The organism is Azospirillum formosense, assembly GCF_040500525.1.
Taxonomy (GTDB): Bacteria; Pseudomonadota; Alphaproteobacteria; order Azospirillales; family Azospirillaceae; genus Azospirillum; species Azospirillum formosense_A.
On the sequence record NZ_CP159402.1, the window covers coordinates 171,308 to 192,723 of the forward strand.

Annotated in this window: 22 protein-coding genes; 10 read left to right on the forward strand and 12 right to left on the reverse strand. The window is 72.2% G+C overall.

The genetic code is table 11. From position 1 onward, the window contains the following. Positions 1 to 282 precede the first annotated feature (282 nt). On the forward strand, positions 283 to 1,881 hold the full coding sequence (locus ABVN73_RS00810) for a phospholipase D-like domain-containing protein (protein ID WP_353858506.1): 1,599 nt from the start codon (positions 283 to 285) through the stop codon (positions 1,879 to 1,881). 21 nt (positions 1,882 to 1,902) lie between these two features. Here the strand turns inward: ABVN73_RS00810 and ABVN73_RS00815 are convergent, their stop codons facing one another. From ABVN73_RS00815 to ABVN73_RS00830, 4 genes are all read right to left on the reverse strand, one after another. Then, the gene (locus ABVN73_RS00815; RefSeq protein WP_353858507.1) at positions 1,903 to 3,210 is read right to left on the reverse strand and encodes a methyl-accepting chemotaxis protein; all 1,308 of its coding nucleotides are present in this window, start codon (positions 3,208 to 3,210) and stop codon (positions 1,903 to 1,905) included. 287 nt (positions 3,211 to 3,497) lie between these two features. Continuing rightward, entirely contained in the window at positions 3,498 to 4,268 is a 771-nt protein-coding gene (locus tag ABVN73_RS00820; protein WP_353859490.1) for an OmpA family protein, read from the reverse strand. Continuing rightward, a complete protein-coding gene (locus tag ABVN73_RS00825) occupies positions 4,268 to 4,753 on the reverse strand; it encodes a DUF4398 domain-containing protein (RefSeq protein ID WP_353858508.1) in 486 nt (161 codons plus the stop codon). The genes ABVN73_RS00820 and ABVN73_RS00825 overlap by 1 nt, the downstream gene beginning before the upstream one ends. Before the next feature lie 229 nt (positions 4,754 to 4,982). Continuing rightward, positions 4,983 to 5,513 (reverse strand): hypothetical protein, encoded by a 531-nt coding sequence (locus ABVN73_RS00830; protein WP_353858509.1) that lies wholly within the window; start codon positions 5,511 to 5,513, stop codon positions 4,983 to 4,985. Positions 5,514 to 5,732: 219 nt separating this feature from the next. Between ABVN73_RS00830 and ABVN73_RS00835 the strand changes: the two genes are divergently transcribed. Continuing rightward, a complete protein-coding gene (locus ABVN73_RS00835; RefSeq protein ID WP_353858510.1) occupies positions 5,733 to 6,398 on the forward strand; it encodes an NnrU family protein in 666 nt (221 codons plus the stop codon). A gap of 77 nt (positions 6,399 to 6,475) precedes the next feature. After that, positions 6,476 to 6,745, forward strand: a complete 270-nt coding sequence (locus tag ABVN73_RS00840) for a DUF2934 domain-containing protein (protein ID WP_353858511.1) — start codon at positions 6,476 to 6,478, stop codon at positions 6,743 to 6,745. Between the two features lie 10 nt (positions 6,746 to 6,755). On the opposite strand, the gene ABVN73_RS00845 is transcribed toward ABVN73_RS00840, so the two are convergent. Both ABVN73_RS00845 and ABVN73_RS00850 read right to left on the reverse strand, forming a co-directional pair. Then, positions 6,756 to 7,445: a hypothetical protein gene (locus ABVN73_RS00845; RefSeq protein ID WP_353858512.1), complete on the reverse strand. Its 690-nt coding sequence runs from the start codon at positions 7,443 to 7,445 to the stop codon at positions 6,756 to 6,758. An 82-nt stretch (positions 7,446 to 7,527) separates the two neighbouring features. Next, positions 7,528 to 8,577 carry a Do family serine endopeptidase gene (locus ABVN73_RS00850; protein WP_353858513.1) on the reverse strand — a complete coding sequence of 350 codons (1,050 nt, stop codon included), beginning with the start codon at positions 8,575 to 8,577 and terminating at the stop codon, positions 7,528 to 7,530. 474 nt (positions 8,578 to 9,051) lie between these two features. Between ABVN73_RS00850 and ABVN73_RS00855 the strand changes: the two genes are divergently transcribed. Both ABVN73_RS00855 and ABVN73_RS00860 read left to right on the forward strand, forming a co-directional pair. Further along, entirely contained in the window at positions 9,052 to 10,026 is a 975-nt protein-coding gene (locus ABVN73_RS00855; RefSeq protein WP_353858514.1) for a hypothetical protein, read from the forward strand. A 43-nt stretch (positions 10,027 to 10,069) separates the two neighbouring features. Further along, positions 10,070 to 11,308: a pentapeptide repeat-containing protein gene (locus ABVN73_RS00860; protein WP_353858515.1), complete on the forward strand. Its 1,239-nt coding sequence runs from the start codon at positions 10,070 to 10,072 to the stop codon at positions 11,306 to 11,308. A gap of 88 nt (positions 11,309 to 11,396) precedes the next feature. On the opposite strand, the gene ABVN73_RS00865 is transcribed toward ABVN73_RS00860, so the two are convergent. From ABVN73_RS00865 to ABVN73_RS00885, 5 genes are all read right to left on the reverse strand, one after another. Beyond that, positions 11,397 to 12,806 carry a heme biosynthesis HemY N-terminal domain-containing protein gene (locus ABVN73_RS00865; protein ID WP_353858516.1) on the reverse strand — a complete coding sequence of 470 codons (1,410 nt, stop codon included), beginning with the start codon at positions 12,804 to 12,806 and terminating at the stop codon, positions 11,397 to 11,399. Further along, on the reverse strand, positions 12,803 to 14,686 hold the full coding sequence (locus ABVN73_RS00870; RefSeq protein ID WP_353858517.1) for a mitofilin family membrane protein: 1,884 nt from the start codon (positions 14,684 to 14,686) through the stop codon (positions 12,803 to 12,805). The genes ABVN73_RS00865 and ABVN73_RS00870 overlap by 4 nt, the downstream gene beginning before the upstream one ends. Before the next feature lie 62 nt (positions 14,687 to 14,748). Next, complete coding sequence (locus tag ABVN73_RS00875; RefSeq protein WP_353858518.1) at positions 14,749 to 15,504, reverse strand: uroporphyrinogen-III synthase; 756 nt, start codon at positions 15,502 to 15,504, stop codon at positions 14,749 to 14,751. Between the two features lie 12 nt (positions 15,505 to 15,516). Beyond that, the gene (gene hemC / locus ABVN73_RS00880) at positions 15,517 to 16,443 is read right to left on the reverse strand and encodes a hydroxymethylbilane synthase (RefSeq protein WP_353858519.1); all 927 of its coding nucleotides are present in this window, start codon (positions 16,441 to 16,443) and stop codon (positions 15,517 to 15,519) included. Between the two features lie 101 nt (positions 16,444 to 16,544). Continuing rightward, positions 16,545 to 17,381 carry a class I SAM-dependent methyltransferase gene (locus ABVN73_RS00885; RefSeq protein WP_353858520.1) on the reverse strand — a complete coding sequence of 279 codons (837 nt, stop codon included), beginning with the start codon at positions 17,379 to 17,381 and terminating at the stop codon, positions 16,545 to 16,547. A gap of 77 nt (positions 17,382 to 17,458) precedes the next feature. Here ABVN73_RS00885 and tsaD point away from each other — a divergent pair, with 77 nt between their 5' ends. The 5 genes from tsaD (at position 17,459) to ABVN73_RS00910 (ending at position 20,948) form a co-directional block, all read left to right on the forward strand. Continuing rightward, entirely contained in the window at positions 17,459 to 18,532 is a 1,074-nt protein-coding gene (gene tsaD, locus ABVN73_RS00890) for a tRNA (adenosine(37)-N6)-threonylcarbamoyltransferase complex transferase subunit TsaD (RefSeq protein ID WP_353858521.1), read from the forward strand. A gap of 13 nt (positions 18,533 to 18,545) precedes the next feature. Then, the gene (locus tag ABVN73_RS00895) at positions 18,546 to 19,013 is read left to right on the forward strand and encodes a GNAT family N-acetyltransferase (protein WP_353858522.1); all 468 of its coding nucleotides are present in this window, start codon (positions 18,546 to 18,548) and stop codon (positions 19,011 to 19,013) included. Between the two features lie 96 nt (positions 19,014 to 19,109). After that, positions 19,110 to 20,120 (forward strand): NAD(P)H-dependent glycerol-3-phosphate dehydrogenase, encoded by a 1,011-nt coding sequence (locus ABVN73_RS00900; protein WP_353858523.1) that lies wholly within the window; start codon positions 19,110 to 19,112, stop codon positions 20,118 to 20,120. Between the two features lie 113 nt (positions 20,121 to 20,233). Next, complete coding sequence (locus ABVN73_RS00905) at positions 20,234 to 20,518, forward strand: YciI family protein (protein ID WP_119510076.1); 285 nt, start codon at positions 20,234 to 20,236, stop codon at positions 20,516 to 20,518. 16 nt (positions 20,519 to 20,534) lie between these two features. After that, complete coding sequence (locus ABVN73_RS00910) at positions 20,535 to 20,948, forward strand: EVE domain-containing protein (RefSeq protein ID WP_353858524.1); 414 nt, start codon at positions 20,535 to 20,537, stop codon at positions 20,946 to 20,948. A gap of 45 nt (positions 20,949 to 20,993) precedes the next feature. On the opposite strand, the gene ABVN73_RS00915 is transcribed toward ABVN73_RS00910, so the two are convergent. Continuing rightward, positions 20,994 to 21,287 carry a hypothetical protein gene (locus ABVN73_RS00915; protein WP_353858525.1) on the reverse strand — a complete coding sequence of 98 codons (294 nt, stop codon included), beginning with the start codon at positions 21,285 to 21,287 and terminating at the stop codon, positions 20,994 to 20,996. Positions 21,288 to 21,416 lie beyond the last annotated feature (129 nt).

Sequence of the window (21,416 nt, forward strand, 5' to 3'; positions counted from 1 at the left end):
CGCCCTTTGGCCGGGCGCCCTCCTGGCGGGGGTTCGCGGTCCGGCGCCCTGCGGCGCGCCCGGCCCCCATTCGTCCATCCCCAACAGGAGGCCCGGCGCATCGTTGCGACAAAACCGGAAGGATCATTTCGATCTTTTGGCGAACCGTCCGCCGTCCGGGCTTTCCGCCCGCCCCCATCCAGATGCGGGTGCCGGGCGATTCCGGAGCAGTCCGGCGTCCCGCGGAACAGCCCGCCGCCGGAAGAGTTGACGCAAGCACCGTTACGGCACGTCGAGGCAGGAATGAACGATCATCGGGATGCGGCGGACCTTGCCGGGGGGCGGCCCATCCTGCGCCCCGGCGCCACCTGCTGGCGGACCGAGCGGGCGGACCGGGTGGCCGTGCTGGTCGACGGCGCCGCCTTCTTCGCGGCGGTGCGCGCCGCCCTGCTGCGGGCGCGGCGCTCGGTGATCCTGCTCGGCTGGGACATCGATCCGCGGATGCGCCTCGACCCCCACGACCCGGAGACGCTGGGCGACTTCCTTGCCCGTCTGATCCATCGCCGCCCCTCCCTGCAGATCCACGCGCTGAAGTGGGACATGCCGTTCCCGATCTCGCTGGAGCACCCCCACGGCCCGCTGGAGCGGCTGAACCGCCGCACCGGCCCGCGGCTGACGCTGGAGCTGGACGACGCCCTGCCGGTGGGAGCCGCGCAGCACCAGAAGCTGGTGGTGGTCGACGACGCGCTGGCCTTCTGCGGCGGCATCGATCTGGCCGGCGACCGCTGGGATACCCCCGAACATCTGGACAACGACCCGCGCCGCCGCTGGCCCAGCGGGGAGCTTCACGCGCCGCGCCACGACGTGATGATGGCGGTGGACGGCCCCGCCGCCCGCGCGCTGGGGGTGATGGCGCGCGAGCGTTGGAGCCACGCCACGGGGCAGGCCCTGCCGCCTCCGCCTCCGGATGACTTTGCCGCGGCCGGCGCCGATCCCTGGCCGGAGGGGCTGCACCCGCTGATCACCGACGCGGCGGTGGGCATCGCCCGCACGCTTCCCGACTGTCTGGTCGGCCGTCCGGTTCGCGAGAACGAGGCCCTGACCTTCGCGGCCATCGCCGAGGCGCGCCACAGCATCTATCTGGAGAACCAGTATTTCGCCTCCTTCCGGGTGGCCGAGGCGCTGGCCCGGCGGCTGCGCGAGCCGGACGGGCCGGAGGTGGTGGTGGTCGTCCCCATGGAAAGCCCGAGCTGGTTCGACCGCATGGCGATGGACACGCCGCGCGGCGTGGTGCTTCAGGAACTGCGCGCCGCCGACCGCCATGGGCGCCTGCGCGCCATGACCCCGCTGACCGAGGGCGGCAACGGCATCGTCGTGCATTCCAAGCTGATGGTGGTGGACGACCGGCTGCTGCGCATCGGGTCGAGCAACCTGAACAACCGCTCCATGGGCTACGACACGGAATGCGATCTGGCGGTGGAGGCGCCGCCGGGCGACCGCAGCGACGCCAACCGCAGCACCGGCAACGCCATCGCCGCGGTGCGCAACCGCCTGCTGGCCGAGCATATGGGGGTGGACCCGTCGGAGATGACCGCCGCCGTCCGCGCCACCGGCAGCCTGGTGGCCGCCATCGACCGGCTGAACAGGCCGTCCGGACGCCGCCTGGCGCCGCTTCCCGACACCGATCCCGGCCTGACCGAGCAGGCCTTCGCCGCCCTGCGCATCGCGGACCCCGACCGTCCGGAGGAGGCCTGGGCCGTGTGGAAACGCATGCCCCCGGCCCCCGCGCCGGCCCGCTCCCTGACTCGCGCGGTGGGGGCGGCGCTGTTCACCGCCGGGGCGATCGCCGGGGTTTACGCCGTGGCGCTGGCGATGGTCGAGACGGACCGCGGCGGCCCCTGACCGGCGCGCCGCGAAGGACGGTCAGGCGGCGCGCTTCCGGACGCCCGACAGGCCGCGCAGGTCCTCCTCCAGCCCGTTCAGCCGCGCCAGCCCGCCGCTGATCGCGTCCAGCTCACGCCGCAGGCCCTCGGGCACCCGCAGGTCGCCGGCGAAACCGGCCAGGGAGCCGGCCAGCGTGTCGCCCAGCCGGTCCAGCTCGCCCATCAGATGCCGTTCGTGCCCGGCAACGTCCTGCTGGCCGGCGCTGAGGCTTTGCAGGCGGTCGGCCAGATCGGACAGCAGGGCGTGCTCGGCAGCCACCTTGGCCTGGGCGTCCTGCCCGGCGATCTGCTGGGCGATCGCCTGCTGCATGCGGTCGATGCCCTTCTGGATCACCTGGATGGCCTCGTTCGACTGGCGGGCCAGATCGCGCACCTCGTTCGCCACCACGCGGAAGCCGTGGCCGTACTCCCCGGCCCGCGTCGCCTCGATGGCGGCGTTCAGCGCCAGCATGTTGGTGGCGGACATGATGCGGGTGATGGCGTTGACCGAATCCTCAAGGGCGCGGGACTCCGCGACGATCTGCTCGAACCGCGTCAGGTCGGAGGTCGCCTCCGCCCGCCGACGGTCGAGATGCTCCTGGAGGCTGGCGAGAAGCGCGCGGTTCTCCGTTGCGCAGCGCTGGGCGTCGTCGTGGCGGCCGGCGATCTGCACCCCGCTGTCGCGGATGCAGCCGACCAGGGCGGCCACCACGTCCTGCGTGTCGGACAGGCGGGCGCGCAGGGTCTGCACCTCCCGCTCCGCCTGGTCGAGCGCCGCGCCGACGCGGGCCTTGGCCGCGTCGACCGCCTGCGGCACCTCGGCGATGGCGCGCTCCGCCTCCGGCGGGATGCCCTGGGGGCGGCGCGCGAAGGCCAGACGGGCGGCGCACAGGCTGCCGAACTCGTCCAGCGGCCCGTCCATGCCGTTGTCGCGCAGCAGGCGCCGCCACTCCTCGGAATCCCGGTGCAGGGTGACGAACAGGCGGTTGGCCTCGTCCGTCGTCAGCGTCTCGCCGTCGAAGGTCAGATGCTCGTGCGGGATGAAGTTGAACAGCGAGGTGACCATGGTCCGCCGCGTTTCCAGGACCCAATACTGCACGACCATCACCACCATGATGGTGACGATCATGCCGAGCGCCGCCGCCGGCCCCTCCGGCACGCCGAACCGGTGAAGCGTGGCGTTCCACAGCGGGTTGAGGAGAACCACCACCACGATCACCGGAAGGCCGATGATGAGGAGAAGCAGAGCCTGCGCCTTCAAAAATCCCCTGCTGAGCATTGCCCCCTCGTCACCCTGTCCAGTGGTCATTCCGAATCCCCGCGCAATCAAAAGGACACCAGGGTCCCTCCTGTTCGCGCATGGTAAAACCACACACCGCGAAAGGTAAAGAAGCATCGATTTTGCTTTGCATTCGAGACAATTTTTCCGGAGAGCCAGGGGGCCGCCGCAACGGCGGCGCGGGAAGGGCGCGTCGAAGCGGCATGGCGAAGCCGGAAAATCGCCTGAAAATCGGGCTGGAATCGAAGCGGGCGGGCCGTTTCCGGCCCGCCCGTTCCTGGTCACGCGCGATGTGCGTCAAATCGCAGCATGGCCCGTCAGGAGCGCGTCTCCGCCACCGAGCCCGGCTCGGAAATCACGATGTCGACGCGGCGGTTCTGCTGGCGTCCCGACTCCGTGCTGTTGGAGGCGACCGGCTGGGCCGACCCCAGACCCTGGGCGGCGATGCGGCTGGGGTTGACGCCGCGCGCGGTCAGCGCGTCGCGCACCGCCATGGCCCGCTCCTCGGACAGGCGCAGGTTGGTGGCCGACGAGCCGGTGGAGTCGGTGTAGCCCTCGATCCGCACGGTGCGGTCCGGGTAGCGCTGGAGGAAGTTGGCCAGTTCCCCCAGCCGCGCGTCGGCGCCGGAGGTCAGCCGGGCGCTGCCGGTGGCGAACAGCACGTCGCCCAGCGACATCACCAGGCCGCGCTCCGTCCGTTCCGCTTGGAGGGCGCGGATCTGGTCCTGGAGGCGGTAGGTCTCGGCGTTGGCGACGACCTGCTGCGCGCCCTTCATCGCCGCCACGTCCTGGGCGATCTGGAGCTGCCGGTTGGCGAGATAGGCCTGATGGTCCATCTCCGCCGTGTTGCCGTCGCTGCGCGCCCGCTCGCCGCGCTGCAGCGCCTCTTCGGCGCGGCGCAGCTCCAGCGTGGCGTTGCTCGCCAGCTGGGGATTGGCGGCGGCGCTGGAATAGGACTGGCGCGCCTGGGCCAGGGCCGGGGTGTCGTCCGGGGTGGCGCAGGCGCCGAGCGACAGGGCGACGACGCCCAGCGAGGCCAGGGCCAGGCTTTTCCTCACTGTCCAGGTCTTCTTGTCGGTGGCGTGCATCACGGCGTGCCCTCCAGCGTGCGCGGGGAATCCCAGGTCGAGGTCCCGCTCATGCCCGACGGGGCCAGGGGAGCCGCGGCGGACGCGGCGGGCGCCCGGCCCGCGGCGCCCGGCATACCGGTGTTGGGCATACCGGTGTTGGGCAGACCGGCGTTGGGGTTCGCGAGCGTGCGGACCGCGCTGGCGGCCTGCTGCGCGGTCGCGCGCTGCGAGCGCACGGTGGCGAGTTCGGCGTCGGCCTGCGCCTGCTCGGCGAGGCGGCGGGCCTTGGTCCGCTCGTCCTCGCGCATGGCGGCGTCGGCGGCGGCCAGCTTCTCGCGTGCGGACTGGAACTCCGCGGGGGAATGTTCGAGGGCGCCGGCCCGTTCGGCCTGCTGGATGGCTTGCGCCGACGCGCCGAGCTGGGCGGTCGGGGGCGGCACGCTGCCGGCGCAGGCGGCCAGCCCGAGTGACGCCGACAGGATGACAACGGCCCTCCAACCCACCCTGGGCCATCCCAATGTCGAATTGCTGTCGCGGTTCATGCTGCGGCTTCCCGAATGACCGCGGCGCATGGCCGCGGATGAGTGATCGCCGCTCCAACGCGCCGCCGGGTGGAAGGTTCCTTTGCCGCACATCCGCACCGGGAACCGGCCCGCTTGCGCACAAAAAGACGGCCGGGGGAGCGCCCCGGCCGCAAGGTCTGCCTGGATGGGAGGGGGAAAGGGGAGGGGGTTACTTCTGGATGCCGGTGACCTGCTGCTGGGCCTTGTTGCCGATGCCGGCGGCGAGGTTGGAGACGGTGCCGAGGTTCTGGTTGAACAGGGCACCCGGCGCGCCGAACTGCATGGCCTTGACCTGCTGCTGGGCGGTGTTGCCGATGCCGACCGCGCTGTTGCTGACGGTGCCGGCGTTGCTGTTGAAGCCGCCCAGGGCGAAGGGCGCCTTCGCCCCGCCGCCGCCCGCCTGCATGCCGAAGACCTGCTGCTTGGCGGTGTTGCCGACGCCGGCGGCGAGGTTGGAGACGGTGCCCAGGTTGGAGGCGGTGCCGAAGGGCCCGGCCAGCCCGCCACCCGCCTGGACGCCCATCACCTGCTGCTGCGCCTTGTTCTGGATGCCGGCGGCGGTGTTGGAGATGACGCCCAGGTTGCTGGCGTTGCCCAGCGGGATGCCGCCGGTCATCAGGTCGCCGGCGAAGGCCGGGCCAAAGGAGGCGGCGGAGCACAGGACGGCGACGGCGGCGGCGATCAGGGTGGTGCGGCGCATGGTGTGGTTTCCTTCCGGTGTCTGGGGAGTTGGTGTCTGGGGGAGTTGGCTGCCGGTTCCGTCTGCGTCGGCGCCCGGCCTGTCCGATGACCAGACCCTACGCCCCGCCGCCCATCCCCGCTGTGGCCTGCGCCACACCCGGATGCGGTTTGCTTTCGCGGCTCAAAGTTTGACGTTCATCAAGACTCCGTCCGGCAAAGCGGTGTTTCCTCGCATCCCATGACCACCGATCTTCTTCTTGCCGCCCTGTTCCTGTTCGCCACCCACGCCGTGCCGTCCTGGCCAGGGGTGCGGCCGTGGCTGATCGCCCGGCTGGGGCGGGGCGGGTTCGTCGCCCTGCATTCGCTGGGCTCGCTGCTGGCGCTTGGGCTGTTCGTCTGGGCCTACCGCGAGGCCGGGGGCGGGGAGCCGCTGTTCGTTCCCGCCGGCTGGGCGGCGCCGCTCGTCGTCGCGCTGATGCCACTGTCCTTCCTGCTGATCGCCGCCCGAGTCACCAGCAAGGCCGGCGAGCCCGGCGCGCCCAACCCGCCGCGGGGCATCTACCGGATCACCCGTTTTCCCGGTTCCATGGGGTTGCTGCTGTGGGCGCTGCTGCACCTGCAAGCGACCGGGGACGGGCGGCGGGTCGTGCTGTTCGTCGCGATGGCGGCCATCGCCCTGTTCGCCATGGTCAAGAACGACTGGCTGCTGCGCCGGAGTGCTGCCGGGCGGGCCTACCGGGCGGAGACCTCGGCGCTGCCCTTCGCCGCCATCCTGGCCGGGCGCCAGCGCTTCCGTCCCGGAGAGATCGGCTGGGGCCGCGTGCTGGGCGCGCTCGCCGCCTACGCCGCGATGATCGCGGTGCATCCCTGGCTGTTCGGCGTCAGCCCGCTCTATTGGCTGTAGCGGGACGGTTCGCGGCACACGGCGCCGCTCCGCCTGTTGATGGTCGTGGGAACAGACCGCGCAGGAAGGACAGCGCCATGGAGCATCACACCGGCCCCGACGACCCCCGCGTCCGCGAGCGCGCCCACGCCATCTGGGAACGGGAGGGCCGCCCCGAGGGGCGTCACATCGAGCATTGGCGGCAGGCCGCCCGCGAGATCGCCGAGGAGGACGCCGTCCCCGGCCCGGAGGCCGGGCTGCAGACTCCCGACAGCGCCAGCGAGCGGGCCCTGCACGAGGCCGCCGAGCATCTGCGCGGGGTGGACGCGCACAGCCACCGTCGCCAGTCATCGACGGCGGAAAGCTGACGGCCGACCGTCAGTCCTCGTCGTCGAGGGACAGCTGACGGACTTCCAGCCGGGGATCGGGCCGTTGGGAATGGGGCTGCGGCAGCGGGCGCGGCTCCGCCGCCCGGCCCGCGGCGGGAGGCGGCGCGGCGCGCGGCGGGCGCAGCGGCTTGTTCACCGTCCCGCGCGGCCCGATGCTCGGCTCGTCGCCGAAGTCGGGCAGGGGCGGGCAGCGGTCCATCACCGCGCGCATCAGGACGGCGACGCGGTCCGTCTGCTTGCGCAGGCTCTGCCCGCGCTCCCCGTCGTAGAGCGGGTCGTCGAGGAACTTGCGGATCTCCATCAGCGCGCGGAACTCCACCCCCACCGTCTCGTGGGTGCCGATGGGCAGCGCCTTGACCCGCGCGAAGGTGTTGAAGAAGCCGAGGCTCTCCTCCACGAACAGGATCACCATGCGGGCGTGCAGGCGTTCCAGCGCGGTGGTCATCGGGCCGATCAGCTCCTCCATCTCCGACGGGGCGGCGTCCAGCCGTTCCTGGGTCACCGCCGCCAGCGAGAAGAAATCGCGCACCTTGCGGGAGAATTTGCGGTAACGGCCCATCCCGCCGACCGACACGCGCTCCCGCGCCGCCGCCGCCAGATCCGCGCATTTTTTCAGCATGTCGTCGAGCCGCATCAGCATGCGGGCGACTTCGCGCTGGCGCTGGGCCGCGCTGACCATGGGGGCGGGCGGGGCCTGCCGACGGGGAGGGGAGGGGCGGCCGATCATCGGACCATGGTTATCGCGATCCGGTCCACCGGGTCTAGTTCGCCGTTCGGACGTTCAGCACCCGTTCGCTGCCGCCGCGCAGCACGGTCACCTGCAGGGGCGTGCCGACCCGCACCAAGCCCATGCGGTTGCGGAAGTCGGTGGCGCTGCGCACCGGGCGCCCGTTCACCGCGGTCACCACGTCGCCGCTGCGGAAACCGGCGCGCTCGGCGGCCGACCCGCGCTCCACCTGGGCGATGACCGCCCCGGCGTCGCCGGTCAGGTTCATGCTGTCCGCCAGATCGGGGGTCAGGTCCTGGATGGCGACGCCCAGCCGGCCGCGCCGCACCTCGCCATACTCGACCAGCTGCTCCATCACCGAGCGGACGATGCTGACCGGGACGGCGAAGCCGATGCCGACCGACCCGCCGGCCGGGCCGATGATCGCGGTGTTGATGCCGACCAGCTCCCCGTTGAAATTCACCAGCGCGCCGCCGGAGTTGCCGGGGTTGATGGACGCGTCGGTCTGGATGAAGTCCTCATACCCCTCGATCTTCAGCCCGCTGCGGCCGAGCGCCGAGACGATGCCGGAGGTCACCGTCTGGCCCAGCCCGAAGGGGTTGCCGATGGCGACCAGGAAGTCGCCGACCTTGAGCTGGTCCGAATCACCCCAGGGCAGGGCGGTCAGATTCTCCGCCTCGATCTTCAGCAGGGCGATGTCGGTCGCCGCATCCCGGCCGACCAGCTTGGCGCGCAGGCGGCGGCGGTCCTTCAGGGTGACGGCGATTTCCTGGGCGTTCTCCACCACATGGGCGTTGGTGATGACGTAGCCGCGCCGCGCGTCCACGATGACGCCCGATCCGGCGCTGACCTGCGGACGGGCCTGCTGCTCGGGGACGTTGAAGAAACGGCGGAAGAACGGGTCGCGCAGCAGCGGGTTCTCGGCCTGCGGCGCCCGCGACAGGACGGCGATGTTGACGACGGCGGGGGTCACCTGCTCCAGCATCGGCGCGATGGTCGTCACCCCGGTGACCCCGGCGGGCAGCGCCGCCGCGGCGGGGGCCGGTCCGGCGCCCGGGACGCCGATCCCCAAAAGCCCGGCCACGCACGCCGCCCCGACAAACCGAAGCGCCGCAAACCGAAGCGCCGCGAACCGAAGCGTCGTCCTCATCGGCATCTTGTCCCCGTTCCCTTTGTTCCGTACCGCGTTGGCGCGGCTGATGTGGGCGAGCGGCGCCCGTGGGTCAAGCCTGCGCACCCTTTGCCCCACCGCCCGGCCAGCGCCGGGGCGATGGAGTATAGGGCAGCGGCGGCGGTGGGAGAATCCTCCATGCCGCAGCCCGCCGTCTTTCCCGGTTCCGCTTTGGCGATCGGTTTCCATGTCTGGTTGCATGACGAGGGGGTGCGTCATCGCGCACCGTCCATGACTTCATTAAGACTTTGTTCAGCGGGATCTGCGACGACCTGTTGCGAAGGATTTGCCTGAAATCCAGGCCATGTCTGGTGTAACCTCAGTTTTCCTAAGACGTGCTTTCCTCCATGGCGGATACTCAACAGCGGCCCGCCGACGGTGACGACGATGAGCGACGTTCCTCTGATGGAACTGACCGAGCATGATTACCTCCAGATGGAGGAGGCGCTGTCGCAGACCGCGCGCGGCCGCGCGTTCCTGCGCATGCGCGACCGACGATCCCGTGTCGTCGCCGTGGACGAGTTCCAACGGCTGACCGGCGCGCTGGAACAGCAGGTCAACCGGCTGCGCGGGGTGGACCCCGGCGCCCTGCCCCGCCTGACGCCGGGCGGCGGCGTGGGGAGCGGCCTGGGGGACAATCTGCAGCTCCAGCAGGAGCTGATGTCGATCACCCAGGTGGTGCGCGAGACGCGCAGCGACATCGCGGCGCTGCGCCCCGCCGACACCGGGTCGAACCGCATCGAGGCGGCGACCGGCGAACTGGACGAGATCGTCGCGGCGACCGAGCGGGCGACCACCGACATCCTGAACGCCACCGAGAAGATCCAGGAGATCACCCAGGGCATCCCGCGCACCGATCCCGACATCGCGGAGATGGTCGACGCCATCGACGCCTGGAGCATCGAGATCATGACCGCCTGCGCCTTCCAGGACATCACCGGTCAGCGCACCACCAAGGTGGTCAACACGCTGCGCTACATCGAGCAGCGCGTGAACACGATGATCGAGATCTGGGGCGTCGACCGCATCGCCACCGCCTCGGAAACCGCGTCGATGGGCGAGGGGGCGTCCCACCGCAAGCTGGGCGACACCCGGCCCGACGCGCATCTGCTGAACGGCCCGCAGCTCGGCGGGCCGGAGGTCAGCCAGGACGACATCGACGCCCTGTTCGATACGCTGGCCACCCAGATCCCCCAGGTGCTGGAACGGGTGGAGCCGGCCGAGACGCCCGCGCCGCCTCCGCCCCCGCCTCCGCCTCCCGCCGCTGCGAAGCCGGCCCCGCGACCCGCCGCCCCGGCGCCCGAACCGTCGGGCGGCGGCAGCGAGATTTCGCAGGCCGACATCGACGCGCTGTTCGCCTGAGGCGCCGATGGCGAACGACGGCTCCCACAAGTCCCGGATACGCTTGAGCCAGGAGCAGCTGGACCGGGTGTGCGAGCGCCATGTCCGCTTCACCGAGGGGCGGCCGAACGGCGCCCGCGCCAACCTTCCCTTCTTCGATCTGACCGGGCTCGACCTGTCGGGCCGCAACCTGACCGGCGCGCATCTGTCCGGCGCCATCCTGCGCGAGGCCCGGATGCAGGGAACGATCCTGGACCACGCCGACCTCTACGGCGCGGACCTGCGCGGCGCCGACCTGACGGAGGCGCGGCTCTACCGCACCGACATGCGCGGCGCCAACGTGCGCGGTGCCATCCTGGACGGCGCGGTGATGGTGGAGGTCGACCTGCGCGACGGCAGCGTCGCCAACCGCAGCGCGTCCGGCGAGCTGAAGGTGGTCGGCTTCGAACCGGGGCCGGCGGACATGGCCTCGGCCAAGTTGACCAACGCCGACATGGCGCGGGCCAAGCTGTCGGGCAGTTTCGCGCGGGCGGCCGACTTCACCAACTCCCGCCTGTCGGGGGCGCGGCTCCAGCGCACCGACCTGCGCGACTGCAACTTTTCCGGCGCCGACCTCCAGGGGGCGGACCTGAACGGCGCCGACCTGCGCGGCGCCATTCTGGACGGCGCCAAGGTGTCGGAGCTGGACCTCGTCACCTCCATCCGCACCGACGAGGAGGCCGCCGTCGCCGCCCAGGCGCCGCAGCCCCTGTCCGAGCCGGACGAGGACCCGGCGGCGGAGCCCGCCCGCCCGGCCATGGCGGCGGCGGACATCGAGGCTCTGCTGCACCAGCATCTGCTGTGGCTCGGCACCAGCGGCCAGCAGGGACGCCAGCTCGACCTGACCGGCCTGAACCTGGACGGGGTGGACCTGTCGGGCAAGGTGCTGACGCTCGCCAAGGGTTCGGGCGTGCGTCTGCGCCACGCCCGGCTGAACGGCGCGCAGCTCCAGGCGGCCCAGTTCGACGGGGCCGACCTGCGCTCCGCCGACCTGCGCGGCGCCGACCTGCGCGGCGCGAAGCTCGACCGCGCGATCCTCATCGACGGCTGCCTGGACGGGGCCAATCTCGGGATGCTGCTGATCAGCGCCGGGGCCAAGATGATGCGGGCCTCGCTGGTGCGCGCCCGCATGGCCGGCGCCTCGCTCAGCGCCACCAACATGAAGGGCTGCGACCTGACTTTGGCCGATCTGACCGGCTGCGACCGCAGCGGCGCGATCTTCGACGAGGCCATCCTGGACGGCGCCCGGCTGGGCAGCGCGTAAGGGTTCGGAGCCGATCCACCGCAAAGAAAAAGCCCCTCCCCGGCGGACCGGGAAGGGGCTTTTTTTCCGTGCTGCGACCGGCGTGGGGCTAGGTCGCTCCCTGGGGGGCGATCTGGCCTCCGGGGGCGACGCCCGGCTGACCGGTGACCGGCTCCGTCGCGTGGTGGGCGATGGCCGCCGGCGCCGACTCCGGGCTCATCAGCGACATGCTGACGGTCGGGGTCTTCCATTCCAGGCTGTCGAAGGCGCCGCAATGGCCGCACAGGCCGCCCCAGCTCGGGCTGACCGCGTTGCAGGCGGTGCAGGTCCAAGCCGCGTCCGCCGGGGCGTTCGCCGCCTGGGCCAGCCAGGCGCGCGCCGCCTCCTCGTCCTGCCGCTCCGCCCGCTCCAGCTCGGCCAGGAGCTGGAAGACGCGGCGGGACGGCCGCATCTCCAGCGCCTTGGTCAGATGGGCGCGGGCCTCGCCCCACAGCTGGGCGTCGAGGGCGGCGCGGGCCACGGCGAGCAGCGACTCGACGTCGTTGGGGGCGTGGTTGCGCAGCTTCTCGAACATCTTGACCCGGGTCATCGGGTCGTAGCTGGAGACCACCTCGCGGTAGGCCGAGGTCAGGTCCGGGTGCGGGTTGACGCGCCAGCAGCGCTCGAGGGTCTTGGCGGCGTTCTTGTGCTTGCCGATGGCCATCTGCAGCCGGGCCGCGCGGGCCGCCGCCGGGACGAAGCCGGACAGCAGGTCGTGCGCCGCCTGGGCGTGCGAGAGGGCCGAATCGGACCGGCCGCGGCGCTCCGCCTCGAAGCTGCGCTCCAGAAGCAGGGTGGCGCGGTGGCGGCGGCCGTCGTCGGGGTTGATGGCGCCGGCCTGGACGGCCTGCTGCAGCGTGCCTTCCGCCGCCGCCCATTCGCCCGAACGGGCTTCCAGGTCGTACAGCGTGCCGAGCAGCCAGGGCGTGTTGGGCTGGAGCGACTGGGCGCGGCGGGCGAGCTGCAGCGCCTCCACCCGGTCGCCGGCCTTCAGCGACTGCGTCAGCAGGCCGCGCAGCCCGAGGAAGGCGGTCTCCGGCCGGTCGAGCATGGCGGTGAAGTATTCCTTCGCCGCGCGGTCGTCGCCCTGGAGCTGGGCGGCCTGGGCCGACAGCAGCATGGTCAGCGGCGGCTCGTTCAGCAGACCGTCGGCCTTGCGGGCCATCTTGCGGGCGGTCGTGGCGTCGCCGGCGGCGACGGCGACCATGCCGCGGGTCAGCGCCTGATAGCCGCGCTCGCGCCGGCGCGACCGGCGGTAGCGGCCGAAGTTGCGCGGCGCACCCAGGATGGCGCGGGCCAGCCGGTAGAGGACGATGCCCGCCGCCAGGGCCGCCACGCCGATCAGGATGGCGATGCCGATGCCGGTCTCGACGACGTAGCCCTGCCAGTTGATGGCGAGGGTTCCGGGGTGGTTGGCCAGCCAGACCGCGATCGCGACGACGATGGCGACCTTGATGATGAACCAGATGGCGCGTGTCATTGGGCCGCTCCCTTGACCCCGGCGGACTGCGACAGCAGGCCGATGGCGCGGTTGGTGAGCTGCTGGCCGGCCTCGTTGGCGGCCAGACGGGCCTTGGCGTCGGCGATCCACGGGGCGGCGACCTGCGCCGCCGGACCCTTCAGGGCGCCCAGTTCCTTGACCGCGCCGCCGAGGTTGCCGGCCTGCAGGGCGGCTTCGGCGCGGGCGACCACCGCCGAGGCGCCGTCGCCGACCGCGTCGCCGCCCGAGCGGCGGACGGTGACCAGCGTGGCGATCTTGCCGGTGACCTGCTCGACCCAGTCGTTGCCCTCGCCCTGGTTGTCGGCGCGCACGATGTCGGAGGCCATGGCGGAGAAGCGGTCGGTGAGCTGCGGCTGCGTCGGCACGCCCTTGGCGGCGTAGCCGGCCACGGCCTCCAGCGGCTGCGTCACCTGGGCGTCGCCCGACGCCACGGCGCGGACGGCCTGGAGTTCCTGCTGGAAGGGCTGCCCGGCGGCCAGGGCGGAGCGGAGCTGCCCGGCGGCGAGCACCAGCGCCTGGGCGGCGGCGGCGGCGTCGCGGCGGGTTTCCACCGCCTGGTTGACGGCGGCCAGCTCCTGCTTCAGCGCGTCCACCTCCTGGCGGATCTGCCCGGCGGCCTGGGCCTCGTTGCCCACCGCGTCGACGCGCTGCCGGATCTGGCCGAGCTGCTCGGTCAGCTGGGCGACGCGCGGGTCGGGCTCGGCCGGAGCGGCATCGGCGGCGGCCTGCGGGCGCTGCTCGAGCTGCTGGATGCGGGCGGCGAGCTGGCCGACGGCGTTGTCCAGCGTCTGCTGGTCGATGCCGGCGGCGGCGTTGCCCTCGGCCGGGGCGGCGGGGCGCTGCTCCAGCTTGGCGAGGCGCTCGGACAGCTGCTGGACCTGGTTGCGCAGGGCCGGGTCGGGCTGCGGCGCGGGCGCCGCGGCGGACGGGGCGGCGGGGCCGCCGGCGGTGGGCCAGCCGGGGACGCGCGGGCCCCACCAGGGCTGCGACAGGGCGGCGGCGCCGACCAGCAGGGCGATCAGCGACACGGCGGTGGCGAAGCCGGCCCCGGACTTGCGCTCCTCGCGCGGCGCCTCGATGCGCGGCGGCTCGTAGGAGGAGGCGGTGTAGGCGGGGGCGGGGGGCTCCACCGGCGGCGGCGTCTCGCTCTTGATCGCGTCGGACGTGAAGGGACCGGACTTGATGGAATCGGATGCGACCGGGTCGGCCTTGGCCTCCTCGATCCGGGTCTCCTCGACCTTGATCTCTTCGGAGCGGATCTCCTCGCCCTTGATCGTGTCGGCCTTCCCGTCGCCGCCGGGCAGCGTGTCGGCGGCGCCCGGCAGGGTGGAGGGCGACAGGGTGTCCGCGGCGGGCGGCAGGGTGGAGGGCGGCAGGTCCGTGGCCGGCACCGGGCCACCGCCCGGCAGCGTGTCGGCGCCCGGCAGGGTGTTCTCGGCCTTGGCGGGCTCGGTCTTGAACGGATCGGCGGCCCCGGGGAGGGAGACGGCCGGCGGAACGACGGCGGCGTCCGGCGGCAGCGGCATCACCGAGCCGGCGGCGTCGGGAGCGTTGCGGTCCTCGCTCGGCGTGGCGGCTTCCAGGTCGGCTTCGCTCAGCTTGATGCGGTGCTTGGCGGCGGAGGCGCGGAGGTCGGCGTGGCGGGCCAGCGGAATGGCGCCGCGCTTCTTCCAGCCCTGCACCGTGGTGACCGGGATGTCCAGCTTGTGGGCCATGGGGCGGATGCCGCCGAAGCGTTCGATGATGCGTTCGACGGCGGGGCCGCCGGCCACCTGATTCTGATCGGGCGTCTGGTTCTGGTCGGACGGCGTGTGGCCGTTCGGGTCAGCCTCGTGTTCGGAGCCTGGGCGAGAGGTCATTGGGTGCCTTCTGGTCGCAGTTGTTCTCAACGAACGCCACACAAACCCCCAAGCGGATGCGCTCAAGCCCGGCCCGTGCCGCCGGATGGTTCCGGCAGCAGGCCGAGCAGCGAGTCCTGCTCCGGCCGTGGCGCCACCCGTACGTTCTGCCACGGTGTCACTCCCAGCTCACCGTACGCGCGGGCGGCCTCCGCGACCGCGGGGCTGAGGCAGAGCGCGTCCACTGTACGACAGCGGTCGATGAGCCCGGCCTCGGCGACAAGCCTAACAAACGAACGGGCGGTACGGGGAGAGAAAAACAACACGGCGTCCAGTGTTCCCGTACGCAACTGCGCCGCCGTGCCGTCCGACAGCCGCGCGCTTGGAACGGCGTCGTACAGCGTTTCCCGCAGGATGGAAAATCCGGACTCGCCCAGCATGGCCGACAGGTCGCCGGCGAGCTTGGTTCCTGCGACATGAAGTAGCGGACCCGCCGCCGCGCTGCAGCGCCGGCGCACCAGATCGGCCAGCGCGTACACGTCGCCGGACGCGCTTTCGACCTGTGTGAAACCCGCCTCCCGGGCGGCGGTCGCGGTGGCGTCGCCGACCGCATAGACCGGACGGTCGCGCCGGCTCGTACGTCTGGTGTAGCCGCGTACGCCGTTTGCGCTGGTGAAGATGAGGGCCTGTACGTTCGCGACGTCCGGCTCCGGCCCCTCCAGCCAGCGGATCGCCAGCATCGGTTCCACCGACACGGCGAATCCGAGCGCGCGCAGACGGGCCGCCAGCGGCTCGGAATCCTCCGCCGGACGGGTGACCAGGATGCGGGGTCCCGCCATGGCGACCGCGCCTCAGCTCTTGAAGAAGTCGGGGGGCAGGACCGCCTTGATCTCCGCCCCGGCGTCGGCGCCGATCGCCGCGGCGTCGGCGGCGCTGCCGCTGCGCTCGGCCCGGAAGACCTGCCGCCCGTCGTTGGACAGCACCTTGGCCTTCAGGTGCAGCCGGTCGCCGTCCAGCGTGGCCAGCCCGGCGATGGGGGTGCGGCAGGAGCCGTCGAGCATGGCGAGCAGCGCGCGCTCCGCGGTCACGCGGGCCGTGGTGGCGGCGCAGTTCAGCGGGGCCAGCAGGGCGCGGGTGGCGTCGTCGGCGCTGCGGATTTCGATGCCGATGGCGCCCTGGGCGACGGCGGGCAGCATCTCCTCATGCTCCAGCACGGCGGTGATGCGGTCGGTCAGGCCGAGACGGCGCAGCCCGGCGAGCGCCAGCAGGGTGGCGTCCACCACCCCGGCCTCCAGCTTGGCGAGGCGGCTCTGCACGTTGCCGCGGAAGGGCACGACGGTCAGGTCGGGCCGCCGCTCCAGGATCTGGGCCTGACGGCGCAAGCCCGCGGTGCCGACGACGGAGCCGGCGGGCAGCGTGTCCACCGTGTGGCCGCCGCGCGAGAAGAAGGCGTCGCGCGTGTCCTCGCGCGGCAGGAGCGTGGAAATCTCCAGCCCGTCCGGCATCCAGGTCGGCACGTCCTTCATCGAATGGACGGCGAGGTCGGCGCGGCCCTCGAGCAGCGCGTCCTCCAGTTCCTTGGTGAACAGGCCCTTGCCGCCGGCCTCGGCCAGCGTGCGGTCCAGGATGCGGTCGCCGGTCGTCTTGAAGACGACGATCTCAATGGCGCCGGGGGCGGCCAGATGCGGGTGCGCCGCGATCAGCCGGTCGCGGGTCTCGTGGGCCTGCGCCAGCGCCAGCGGGCTGCCGCGCGTGCCGATGCGGAGCGGTTGGGTCATGGGGGCAGTGTTCTAGGCGATCCACCGCGGTTTGCAAGCCCTGGTGACGGGCATGCTACTCTTTGGTGAAAGACTTTGCCGCGCATCTCACGGCGCGCATCTCATCGCGCGCGCCGCGCCGTGACCACCATGCGGCGGCTGTCGACCGTCCAGGGTGCGTCCTCGAAATCGCCGGCCAGCCGTTCCACGGCGAATCCGGCGGTCTCCAGCATCAGCTCCAGCTCGTAGCGGAAGATCATCCGCCAGATGAAACCGTATTCGGTCACCGCGATCCTGCCGTCCGACAGCAGCTCGTCGTACCAGCCGTGGATGCGCTGGCACTGCCGCTCGTCCAGCCGGGTGGCCAGGCTGTTGCGGATGTAGCAATTGCCGCTGTGCGGGTTGCGCCGCGGCTCCGACGGGCTGGGCTTCGTCTCGGCGTCCATTGGCATGGTCAGCGGATTCATCACGTCCAGCGCCAGCGCGCCGCCCGGCGCCAGATGGGCGGCGGCGGCGGCCAGCACGCGGCGCTCCGCCGTCAGGTCGGGGATCAGCATCAGCAGGTTGAAGGGGAGGGCGGCCAGCCGGAAATCCCGCACCGGCAGGTCGAGCGCCGCGGCGTCCTGCCGCACCACATGGACGCGCTCCCGCACCTCCGGCGCCTCGCGCGCCAGCTTGGCGCGGAGCTGGTCGAGCATGGCGGCGGAGACGTCCACCGCCCACACCGTGTGCCCGGCGCGGGCCAGCGGGATGGTCAGGCGGCCGGTGCCGCAGCCGATCTCCAGAACCGGGCCGCCGGACTCCGCCGCGCGCTCCTTGTAGAAGGGCACGTCGCCGAGGATGCCGAGGCGGGCCAGAGTGGCCGCGTGCTCGGCCCGCGGCTCGCCGATCTCCAGCGACGGGTAATCGCCGTCGTAATAGACGATGCTGGCGTCGTCGTCGGGGACATCCTTGTTCATGGGCGCCTGGACAGCCTTAAAAATCCGGGCCAAGACCCTATACCAGAGCGGTGGAGACGGCTAGTTTGACGGCCATCATGATCGTTCTTGGAATCGAAACGAGCTGCGACGAGACGGCGGCGGCCATCGTGACCGACGCGCGGGAGATCCGCGCCGACGTGGTGCTGTCGCAGCTGGACGACCACACGCCCTACGGCGGGGTGGTGCCGGAAATCGCCGCGCGCGCCCATCTGGAGCATCTGGACGGGCTGATCCGCCGCGCCATGGCGGAGTCCGGGCTGGGCTTCGCCGACCTCGACGCCGTAGCGGCGACCGGCGGGCCGGGACTGATCGGCGGGGTGATCGTCGGGGTGATGACCGCCAAGGCCATCGCCGCGGCGCGCGGGCTGCCCTTCGTCGCGGTGAACCATCTGGAAGGCCACGCGCTGACCGCCCGGCTGACCGACGACGTGCCCTTCCCCTACCTGCTGCTGCTGGTGTCCGGCGGGCATTGCCAGCTCCTGGTGGTGGAGGGGGTGGGGCGATACCGGCGGCTCGGCACCACCATCGACGACGCGGTGGGCGAGGCGTTCGACAAGACGGCCAAGCTGCTCGGCCTCGGCTATCCCGGCGGGCCGCTGCTGGAAAAGGCGGCGGCGCTGGCGACCAACCCAGGCCGCTTCGACCTGCCGCGCCCGATGGTCGGGCGTCCCGGCTGCGATTTCTCCTTCTCCGGCCTGAAGACCGCGGTGCGGCGCCACGTCGAGGAGCTGGGGACACCCCTGTCGGCCGCGGACCAGGCCGACCTCGCCGCCGCCTTCCAGACCACGGTGGCCGAGGTGATGGCCGACCGCTGCGCCCGCGCCATGCGCCAGTTCAAGGAGATGCACCCGCAGGGCGGTGCGCTGGTGGTGGCCGGCGGCGTGGCGGCCAACAAGACGCTGCGCGCCCGCCTGCAAAGGCTGGCCGACCGCGAGGGCATGCCCTTCGTGGCGCCGCCGCTGCAGCTGTGCACCGACAACGCGGCGATGATCGCCTGGGCGGGGATCGAGCGCTTGCGGCTGGGCCAGAGCGATCCGCTGGACTTCGCGCCGCGCCCGCGCTGGCCGCTCGACCCCAGCGCGAAGCCGGCCATCGGCAAGGCCGGGGTCGGCTCCGGCGTGAAGGCGTGAGGATGATGCCGCCGTGACCCTGACCTTCCGCACGGCCGGGCGCGACGACGTCCCGGCGATCATCCGTCTGACCGCCGACGACGCCCTGTCCACGGCCGGCGACGTCTATGCTGAGCCGCTCGACCCGCTCTATTGGAACGCCTTCGACCGCATGGCGGCCCAGCCGGGCAACTCCATCGTGCTGGCGGAGTTGGACGGGCGGATCGTCGGCTGCTTCCAGTTCACCGTAACCCACGGGCTGGTCCGCCGGGGTGCGGCGCGGGCGACGGTGGAGGCGGTGAAGGTGGACAGCGCGGTGCGCGGCCAGGGCATCGGCAGCGCCATGATGCGGCACGCCATCGCGCTGGCCCGCGCCGAGGGCTGCGCGATGGTGCAGCTGACCAGCCAGACCCGGCGCACCGACGCCCACCGCTTCTACGAGCGGCTGGGCTTCCGGGCCAGCCATGTCGGGATGAAGCTCATGCTGACGCCGGAGGCGTGACCGTCCGGCTTGCGGACCGGGAACGCTCCGCCTAAACAGGCGGGCAATTCCTTCAGGACAGTCTTGAAAATCGGGCTTGAAAATCGGGGGGCATCCATGGCGGCAACGGACTTCCGGCGCATCGGCGTGATCGGCGGCGGGGCCTGGGGCACGGCGCTGGCCCTGGCCGCCCTGCGCGCCGGACGGGAGGCCCTGCTGTGGGCGCGCGAGCCGGCCGTGGTCGAGTCGGTCAACGCCGCGCGGGAGAACCGTGACTATCTGCCGGGCGTGGCCTTGCCCGCCGAGCTGCGCGCGACCGGCGACCTGGCCGAAGCCGCCGCCTGCGACGCCATCCTGCTCGTCACCCCGGCCCAGCATCTGCGCAGCGCCTGCGCCGGCCTTGCCGCCCATCTGCGGCCGGGCACCCCGCTGGTCATCTGCGCCAAGGGGATCGAGCTGGACAGCCACGCCCTGATGAGCGAGGCCGCGGCCGCCGCGCTGCCGGCGGGGACGCCGCTGGCCGTGCTGTCCGGTCCGACCTTCGCGGCGGAGGTGGCGCGCGGCCTGCCGACCGCGGTGACGCTGGCCTGCGCCGACGCCGCGCTGGGCGGCCGGCTGGTCGAGGCGCTGGGCAGCCGCACCTTCCGCCCCTACCTGTCGGACGACGTGGTCGGCTCGCAGATCGGCGGGGCGGTGAAGAACGTGCTGGCCATCGCCTGCGGCGTGGTGGAGGGCCGCAGGCTGGGCGACAACGCGCGGGCGGCGCTGATCACCCGCGGGCTGGCGGAGATCACCCGGCTGGCCCTGGCGCTCGGCGGCCGGCCGGAGACGCTGATGGGGCTGTCCGGGCTGGGCGACCTGACGCTGACCTGCTCCAGCCTGCAATCGCGCAACATGTCGCTGGGCGCCGCCCTCGGCGCCGGCCGGACGCTGGCCGAGGTGCTGGCGGAGCGCCGCTCCGTCGCCGAGGGCGTCTACACCGCCGCCGCGGTGGTCGGGCTGGCCGGGAGGAAAGGCGTGGACATGCCGCTGTGCGCCGCCGTGGACGCGATCCTGAACCGCGGCGCCGGGCTGGACGCGACGATCGACGGGCTGCTGTCGCGGCCCTTCCGCGGAGAGGGACGCTGAGGGGCGGAGAGGCCCCGCCAGCACAGAAAGGCCGTCACGAAGAGGTTCGGCACCTTCCGCGGCGGCCGCGGCTGCGCTAGGCTCCCGCCCGACCGAACGGAAGGGGTTTCCCAATGCTCTACATGTTCCATTGCACCGACAAGGCCGGCGCCGCCCAGGTGCGGGCCGACAACCGCCCCGCCCATCTGGCCTATCTGGAAGCGCACGCCGACCGCCTGTTCGCCGCCGGCCCGCTGCTGTCCGACGACGGCCAGGGCATGGCCGGCAGCCTGCTGATCGTGGAGTGCGCTGACGAGGCCGACGCCAAGGCGTTCGCCGCCAACGACCCCTACGCCCAGGCCGGGCTGTTCGAGAGCGTGGAGATCCGGGCGTGGCGCCGGGTCTACCCGAAGTCCTGACCGGGGGCGGACGGCGATGGCCCGCTGGCTTCTGAAGTCGGAGCCCTTCAAATATTCGTGGGAGCGCATGGTCGCCGACGGCACCACCCATTGGGACGGCGTGCGCAACCATCAGGCGTCGAACAACCTGAAGGCCATGAAGGTCGGCGACCGCGCCTTCTTCTACCACTCGAACGAGGGGCTGGAGGTGGTCGGCGTCGTCGAGATCGCGCGAGAATACTACCCGGACCCGAGCGACGAGGCGGGGCGCTTCGGCATGGTCGACGTGCGGGCGCTGCTGCCCGTGAAGACGCCGGTCACGCTGAAGACGATGAAGGCCGACCCGCTGCTCCAGGGCATGGCCCTGGTCAAGCAATCCCGCCTGTCGGTCTGCCCGGTGACGGACGCCGAATGGGCGCACGTCTGCGCGCTGGCCGGGATCGAGGCGTGACGGTTCTTCGGAACTGGTGAGAAAGCGGCCGTCCGCGGCGGCGGATCAGTCCGCCGGTTCGCAGATGGCCGCCTGGAAATCCTGCGTGGCCTGAAGCATCCGGCGGGCCAGCGCCTGCATCTCCGCCGCGGCCCCGGCGAAGCCGGTCTCCGTTCCGAAGGGTGCCAGGGCGGCCGAGCCGGAGGTTTCCAGTTCGGCCATCGAGGCCGTGCGCAGGGCGGCGTCGATCACCATCAGGCTGGTGCGGCTTCCCATCTCCGACAGGCGCCCGGCCAGCTCGATGCCCTGCCCGGTGGTGCCGTCTCCGGTGGTGCCGTCCGCGTTGGTCGTGCTGGCCATGCCGGTGCCCTGCTGTTGGGGGAACGCCATGCACGCTAACGATGCGCCGGTTAAGGCCGGGTTAAGCGGCCCCCCGGAGGGCGTCATCATGCTTTCGTATTATGCGCGACAAATAGTCGCGCGGTCGCG

Excerpts from the sequence above, each read along its gene's own strand:
- ABVN73_RS00810 (WP_353858506.1), top strand. The coding sequence starts at position 283 with ATGAACGATCATCGGGATGCGGCGGACCTTGCCGGGGGGCGGCCCATC.
- ABVN73_RS00815 (WP_353858507.1), bottom strand. The coding sequence starts at position 3,210 with ATGACCACTGGACAGGGTGACGAGGGGGCAATGCTCAGCAGGGGATTT.
- ABVN73_RS00820 (WP_353859490.1), bottom strand. The coding sequence starts at position 4,268 with ATGCACGCCACCGACAAGAAGACCTGGACAGTGAGGAAAAGCCTGGCC.
- ABVN73_RS00830 (WP_353858509.1), bottom strand. The coding sequence starts at position 5,513 with ATGCGCCGCACCACCCTGATCGCCGCCGCCGTCGCCGTCCTGTGCTCC.
- ABVN73_RS00835 (WP_353858510.1), top strand. The coding sequence starts at position 5,733 with ATGACCACCGATCTTCTTCTTGCCGCCCTGTTCCTGTTCGCCACCCAC.
- ABVN73_RS00840 (WP_353858511.1), top strand. The coding sequence starts at position 6,476 with ATGGAGCATCACACCGGCCCCGACGACCCCCGCGTCCGCGAGCGCGCC.
- ABVN73_RS00845 (WP_353858512.1), bottom strand. The coding sequence starts at position 7,445 with ATGGTCAGCGCGGCCCAGCGCCAGCGCGAAGTCGCCCGCATGCTGATG.
- ABVN73_RS00855 (WP_353858514.1), top strand. The coding sequence starts at position 9,052 with ATGAGCGACGTTCCTCTGATGGAACTGACCGAGCATGATTACCTCCAG.
- ABVN73_RS00865 (WP_353858516.1), bottom strand. The coding sequence starts at position 12,806 with ATGACACGCGCCATCTGGTTCATCATCAAGGTCGCCATCGTCGTCGCG.
- ABVN73_RS00870 (WP_353858517.1), bottom strand. The coding sequence starts at position 14,686 with ATGACCTCTCGCCCAGGCTCCGAACACGAGGCTGACCCGAACGGCCAC.
- ABVN73_RS00875 (WP_353858518.1), bottom strand. The coding sequence starts at position 15,504 with ATGGCGGGACCCCGCATCCTGGTCACCCGTCCGGCGGAGGATTCCGAG.
- hemC (WP_353858519.1), bottom strand. The coding sequence starts at position 16,443 with ATGACCCAACCGCTCCGCATCGGCACGCGCGGCAGCCCGCTGGCGCTG.
- ABVN73_RS00885 (WP_353858520.1), bottom strand. The coding sequence starts at position 17,381 with ATGAACAAGGATGTCCCCGACGACGACGCCAGCATCGTCTATTACGAC.
- tsaD (WP_353858521.1), top strand. The coding sequence starts at position 17,459 with ATGATCGTTCTTGGAATCGAAACGAGCTGCGACGAGACGGCGGCGGCC.
- ABVN73_RS00900 (WP_353858523.1), top strand. The coding sequence starts at position 19,110 with ATGGCGGCAACGGACTTCCGGCGCATCGGCGTGATCGGCGGCGGGGCC.
- ABVN73_RS00905 (WP_119510076.1), top strand. The coding sequence starts at position 20,234 with ATGCTCTACATGTTCCATTGCACCGACAAGGCCGGCGCCGCCCAGGTG.
- ABVN73_RS00910 (WP_353858524.1), top strand. The coding sequence starts at position 20,535 with ATGGCCCGCTGGCTTCTGAAGTCGGAGCCCTTCAAATATTCGTGGGAG.
- ABVN73_RS00915 (WP_353858525.1), bottom strand. The coding sequence starts at position 21,287 with ATGGCCAGCACGACCAACGCGGACGGCACCACCGGAGACGGCACCACC.